This is a genomic window from Pseudomonas sp., from assembly GCF_050739995.1.
GTDB lineage: Bacteria > Pseudomonadota > Gammaproteobacteria > Pseudomonadales > Pseudomonadaceae > Aquipseudomonas.
This window is the reverse complement of record NZ_JBOICG010000099.1, coordinates 1-6385: the sequence shown is the minus strand read 5'-3', so window position 1 is coordinate 6385 and position 6385 is coordinate 1. Positions and strand designations below refer to the sequence as shown.

The window sequence follows — 6385 nt, the reverse complement described above, 5'->3', positions numbered from 1 at the left end:
GGCTACGCCACCCAGCGCGGGGCAAGCCCGCTCACTACACGTTCGAGGTTGGGTCAAATCGGGCAGGTGACGCCCGTGCCACCGATCCCGCAGTAGCCTTGCGGGTTCTTCGCCAGGTACTGCTGGTGATACGCCTCGGCGAAGTACACCGTTGGCGCTTCTTCGATTTCCGTGGTGATCACGCCCAGGCCGGCTTTGGTCAGCTCCTGCTGATAGGCCTGCGCGCTGGCTTGCGCTGCTGCCAATTGCTCGGGCGTAGTGGCGTAGATCACCGAGCGGTACTGGCTGCCGATGTCATTACCCTGGCGCATGCCCTGGGTCGGGTTATGCAGTTCCCAGAACATCTTCAGCAGGTCTTCGTATTTCACCTTGGCCTGGTCATACACCACCAGCACCACTTCGCTATGGCCGGTCAGGCCCGAGCAGACTTCTTCATAGGTCGGGTTCGGCGTGTAGCCGCCGGCGTAACCAACCACGGTGCTGACCACTCCATCGCGTTGCCAGAACTTGCGCTCGGCGCCCCAGAAGCAGCCCAGGCCGAAGATCGCGAAGCCGACGTCGTCGAGGAACGGGCCCAGCAGCGGATTGCCGTTGACGAAATGGGTCTCCGGCAGCGCCATCGGGGTTTCACGACCAGGCAAAGCTTGTTCTTGAGTAGGCAGCACGTTTTTGTTCACCAGAATTTCCGAGCGCAAGACCATGATCAGTCCTCTCAGTCAGATTGAGTTAGGTAAGAATTCAGACAGCCAGTGTGCCCGAGTGTTACATCGCTGTCAGGCGATTGGCCCGCGCGGGTAGCGTTTAAGCATCTTCATCAGCTCGGCCCCGGGGATCGGCCGGTCGAACAAGTAGCCTTGGCCCACATCGCAGCGATGCCGGCGCAGGAACGCCAGTTGCTCTGCGGTCTCGATACCTTCGGCCACCACCTTGAGCTTGAGGTTGTGGGCCATGGCGATGACCGCCGAAGTGATCTCCATATCGTCCTGGTTATCCGGGATCTCATGGATAAAGCTGCGATCGATCTTAATGATGTCGATGGGGAATTTTTTCAAGTAGCTCAGCGACGAGTACCCGGTGCCGAAGTCGTCCATGGCCAGGGTCAGGCCGAAACTCTTCAACTGGTCCAGTTGCAGGCGCGTGTCTTCGGTGGCCTCCAGCAGCAGGCCTTCGGTCAGTTCCAGCTCCAGCAGGTTCGCCGGCAGCTGTTCTTCCTTGAGGATAGTGGCGATGGACGCCACCAAGTCCGGGTCGGAAAACTGCTTGGGCGACAGGTTGATTGCCACCTGCAGATTGCCCATGCCGGCGGCGCTCAACTGCCTGCTCATGCGGCAGGCCTGGCGGGCGATCCACTTGCCGATAGGGATGATCAGTCCGGTCTCTTCGGCCACGCTGATGAACTGGTCGGGGCGGATCATGCCTTTTTCCGGGTGGTTCCAGCGCAACAGCGCTTCCATGCCCAACAGGCGGCCACTGCGCAGGCACAGTTTGGGTTGATAGAACACGTCCAGCTCGTTCTGGGTCAGGGCGCGGCGCAGGTTGTTTTCCACGAACAGCTTGTAGCTGGCTTCGGCGTTCAGCGCCTCGGTAAACACCTGCACCTGGTGTTTGCCGTTGGCCTTGGCTTTGTGCAGAGCCAGACCGGCGTTGCGCATCAGTGTCTGTGGATCGCGGCCATGCAGTGGCGCGCAGGCCAGACCGACGGAGCCTGTGACGCTGATCAATTGGTTGTCGACGAACATCGGTTTGTCTAGGGTGGTCAGCAGTTGGCTGGCGACCTGCTGGCCGGTTTCCAGATCGGCGTCGTCCAGCAGCACCGCAAACTCATTGCTGGCAAAGCGCGCCAGGCTGCCACCGGTACTCAAGCTGTTGCGCAGGCGACGGGCCAGGCTGATCAGCAGCTTGTCACCGGTCTGGTGGCCGAGGCTGTCGTTGATCCGCTTGAAGTTGTCAATGTCCACCAGCAGCAGGCTGATCGGACTGTCGCTGTCCCGGGCAAAGCGTTCATCCAGGTTGCGGATAAACGCCGGGCGGTTGCCCAGGTTGGTCAGGTTGTCGGTGTACGCCAGGCGTTCGATGCGCTGCTGGGCCAGCTTGGTCTGGGTGATGTCTTCGTAGATACCGATGTAGTGGGTCAACTCACGGTTGTCGCCATACACCTTGGAAATCGACAGTTGGCCCCAGTAGGGCTCCAGGTTCTTGCGTCGGCTTTTGAATTCGCCTTGCCAACTGTTGCTCTTGGCCAGGCTGGAAGGTGCGTCGAACAGCAACTCACTGAGGTTTTCCAAGGCCGGCAGTTGCGCCAGGCGATGACCGTGGACTTCTTCGGCGCTGTACTGGGTAATCGCAGTAAAGCTTGGGTTGACGTATTCCACCACGCCATCGCAATTGACCAGCAGGAAGGCGTTGGCGCTCTGTTCCACGGCACGTTGGAACAGGTGCAGGGCGCTGGTGGCGGTGCGGCGGTTGTGATTGTTGATCACTTGGGCGAACTGGTCCGCCAGCTCGCCAGCGAAGGCGATTTCATCGGATTGCCAAGCGCGGGAGCTGCCGCTTTGTTCCAGGCACAGCACGCCGACGACCTGACCATCCACCCGAATGCTCGCATCGAGCATGGCGTGGATATCCTTGGCGCGCAGGCTTTCGGCCATTTCCCGGGTGCGAGGATCGCGCATCGCATGGGTGGCGTCGATGGCGCGGCTGCTGTGCAGGGCTTCCAGGTAGTCCGGAAAGCCACTCGCGTCGATGGCCTCGGGCAGGTGGTGTTGCTGGTCGGCACGTTGGTATGCCGAGATCGGCACCAGGCGCTGGCCCTCGAGGTTCCAGATGCTGGCGCAATCGATCTGGTAGATATCGCATGCACTGCGCGTGATCAGCTCGGCGGCTTCCTGTAGCGAGTTGGGTGCGCTGTAGCGTTGGCGGGCCAGTAGCAAGATCAGTTCTTGCTGGGCGCGTACCCGTTCCAGGTGCAGCAACTGTTCCTGTTGCGCACGCTGGTTGAGTTCCAGGGCGATTTGCAGGCGGCTGTTCTGGTTTTCCAAGTCGGCCGTCGGGGCCGGGGCGGGGATTTCACTGAACAGGCCGTCGACGACCATGAGGTAGCCGCGCAGCAAATGGCGATTGTGTTGTTTATAAGCTTCGCCCATTTCCAGCAGGCTCAGCGGCCCATCGTTGGTGTGCAGGGTGTAGCGCACCAGGTAATGGGGGCTCTGGCTCAGTTGCTGCTGGATCGCATCGTGCAGCTGGTAGCGTGCCTGGGGTTCCATCAGGCTGGCGTAGGGGGTGCCGATCAGGGCGCATAACTCGACTGCCGGCAGGCCGAATTGGCGCTCGCAATTGGGGTCGAGGTAAAGCAACGCCCAGCTTGCCTCATTAAGCCGCTCGAAACGCAGCATACCGAGGCGCGAAGGCACCGGTAATTGCGTCACTACCTCGGCCGCCATACGGGCGGCATCGGGTTGGCTTTTCATGGGGAAACTCGCTTGGGAAATTGCGCACTGCGCCGGGCTCACGCCCTCTTTACTGTCACCTGCGGCAAGGTTGCATCATGCAGCACGCACTGACAAGAGAGGATGAAGGCTAAGTGCTATATGGGTGTTATCGGCCGCACGGGGGATTTCTGCAATCGGAGCGATCGGTGGTTCGCACAGGCTTTGTGTGGGTGCGGGCTTGCTCGCGAAAAGCGCAGAGGCAACGCGTTTATCCAGCATATCCGCGCCTACAAAAGCAGGGCAAAAAAAGCCCCGCCAAGTGGCGGGGTTGAGGTACGAGCGTGGCGCTCGGAAATCGGTATTGCCAGACCTCCCCGGTGAAGGGGAGGCCCGTTGAGGCTTACAGCAGGATAGTGCGGATGTCGTTCAGCAACTGGCTCAGACGCTGAGTGAAGCGTGCAGCCGCGGCGCCGTTGATCACACGGTGATCGTAGGACAACGACAGTGGCAGCATCAGCTTCGGCTGGAACGCTTTACCGTCCCACACAGGCTGGATAGTGGCCTTGGACACACCGAGGATCGCCACTTCCGGCGCGTTGACGATTGGCGTGAAGCCAGTGCCGCCAATGTGCCCGAGGCTGGAGATGGTGAAGCACGCGCCCTGCATGTCATCCGGGGTGAGCTTCTTGTCGCGGGCCTTGGCAGCCAGTGCAGCGGCTTCGGCAGCCAGTTGCAGCAGGCTCTTCTGGTCGACGTTCTTGATGACCGGTACCAGCAGGCCATCCGGGGTGTCGACCGCGAAGCCGATGTGCACGTATTTCTTGCGGATGATCGCTTTGCCGCTTGGTGCCAGCGAGCTATTGAAGTCCGGCAGTTCCTTGAGCAGGTGCGCGCAGGCCTTGAGCAGCAGCGGCAGCACAGTCAGTTTCACGCCGGCTTTTTCAGCCACGGCTTTCTGCGCAACGCGGAAAGCTTCCAGGTCGGTGATGTCGGCCTGGTCGAACTGAGTCACGTGCGGGATGTTCAGCCAGCTGGCGTGCAGACCGGCCGCGCCGATTTGCATCAGGCGAGTCATCGGCACTTCTTCGATTTCGCCGAAGCGGCTGAAGTCCACGGTGCGGATCGGCGGGATGCCCGAACCACCGGTAGCAGCGCCGGCAGCCGGAGCTTCCTTGGCTTTCTGCATCATGGCTTTGACGTAAACCTGCACGTCTTCCTTCAGCACGCGGCCATGAGGACCGCTGGCTGCTACTGCGCTCAGCTCAACGCCGAACTCACGGGCCAGCTGACGCACGGCAGGGCCGGCGTGAACCTTGGCGCCGCTTGGCGCTGGTGCGGCAGCAACCGGGGCCGGTGCGGCCTCGGCTTTTGCAGCAGGCGCAGGGGCGGCAGCAGCCGGAGCAGCTTCAGCCTTGGCAGCCGGGGCGGCGGCCGGAGCTGGAGCGGCGGCAGGCGCAGCGCCTTGTACTTTCAGCTTGAGGATGAAATCGCCAGTGCCGACTTCGTCTTCCAGCTTGACCGCGATGCTTTCCACCACGCCGGCAGCCGGCGATGGGATTTCCATGGAGGCCTTGTCGGACTCCAGGGTGATCAGCGACTGGTCGGCTTCGACGGTGTCGCCGACCTTGACCAGCAACTCGATGATCTTGGCCTTGCCCGACGAGCCGATGTCCGGGACGTGGATGTCCTGGACAGAAGCAGCGGCAGGCGCAGCAGCCGGAGCAGCAGGGGCCTCGGCTGGCTTTTCGGCAGGCGCTGGTGCAGCAGCCGGAGCGGCCGCTGGCGCAGGGGCCGCAGCAGCGGCACCTTCGATTTCCAGTTCCAGCAGTTCGTCGCCTTCTTTCAGGCGGTCGCCCAGCTTCACTTTCAGGCTTTTGACCACGCCGGCCTTGGGAGCAGGGATTTCCATGCTCGCCTTGTCCGACTCCAGGGTCAGGATGCTCTGGTCGGCTTCGACGGTGTCGCCGACCTTCACAAACAGCTCGATTACTTCACCTTCACCGCTGCCGATGTCAGGTACGCGAATGAGTTCGCTCACAAAAAATCTCCTCAGCAGTCCAGTGGGTTGCGTTTTTCCGGGTTGATCCCGAACTTGACGATAGCGTCAGCCACCACCTTAGGTTCGATCTCACCACGGTCAGCCAAGGCTTCCAGGGCTGCCAACACCACGAAGTGACGGTCGACTTCGAAGAAGTGACGCAGCTTCTTGCGGCTGTCACTGCGACCGAAACCGTCGGTGCCCAGGACTTTGAATTCCTTGGACGGGACCCACTGGCGAATTTGTTCAGCAAACAGTTTCATGTAGTCGGTCGAAGCGATCACCGGGCCTTTACGGCCAGTCAGGCACTCTTCAACGAAGGTGCGCTGTGGCTTCTGGCCAGGGTGCAGGCGGTTGTGACGCTCTACGGCCAGGCCGTCGCGACGCAGTTCGTTGAAGCTGGTAACGCTCCACACGTCAGCGCCAACGTTGAACTCTTCACGCAGGATCTTCGCCGCTTCACGCACTTCGCGCAGGATGGTGCCGGAGCCCATCAACTGTACGTGGTGCGCTGCTTCCTTGGTGTCTTCTTCGAGCAGGTACATACCCTTGATGATGCCTTCTTCCACGCCAGCCGGCATTGCAGGCTGCTGGTAGGACTCGTTCATCACGGTGATGTAGTAGAAAACGTCCTGCTGCTCTTCGGTCATCTTCTTCATGCCATCCTGGATGATCACCGCCAGCTCATAGCCGTAGGTTGGATCAAAAGTGCGGCAGTTCGGGATGGTTGCAGCCAGGATGTGGCTGTGACCGTCTTCGTGTTGCAGGCCTTCGCCGTTCAGCGTGGTGCGGCCGGCGGTGCCGCCGATCAGGAAACCACGGGTACGGCTGTCGCCTGCTGCCCAAGCCAGGTCGCCAATGCGCTGGAAGCCGAACATCGAGTAGAAGATGTAGAACGGCAGCATCGGCTGGTTGTGGC

At 61.1% G+C, this 6385-nt stretch carries 4 protein-coding genes; all 4 read right to left on the bottom strand.

Going from position 1 to position 6385, the window contains the following annotated elements:
• Window positions 1–53 precede the first annotated feature (53 nt).
• Window positions 54–701, bottom strand: coding sequence for a peptide-methionine (S)-S-oxide reductase MsrA (gene msrA, locus ACRESD_RS03430; RefSeq protein WP_431749637.1), 648 nt, complete (start codon window positions 699–701; stop codon window positions 54–56).
• A 72-nt stretch (window positions 702–773) separates the two neighbouring features.
• A complete protein-coding gene (locus ACRESD_RS03425) occupies window positions 774–3467 on the bottom strand; it encodes a putative bifunctional diguanylate cyclase/phosphodiesterase (protein ID WP_431749636.1) in 2694 nt (897 codons plus the stop codon).
• Window positions 3468–3828: 361 nt separating this feature from the next.
• On the bottom strand, window positions 3829–5466 hold the full coding sequence (gene aceF, locus ACRESD_RS03420; protein WP_431749635.1) for a dihydrolipoyllysine-residue acetyltransferase: 1638 nt from the start codon (window positions 5464–5466) through the stop codon (window positions 3829–3831).
• Between the two features lie 11 nt (window positions 5467–5477).
• A partial coding sequence (locus tag ACRESD_RS03415; RefSeq protein ID WP_431749634.1) for a transketolase-like TK C-terminal-containing protein occupies window positions 5478–6385 on the bottom strand: 908 nt, incomplete at its 5' end.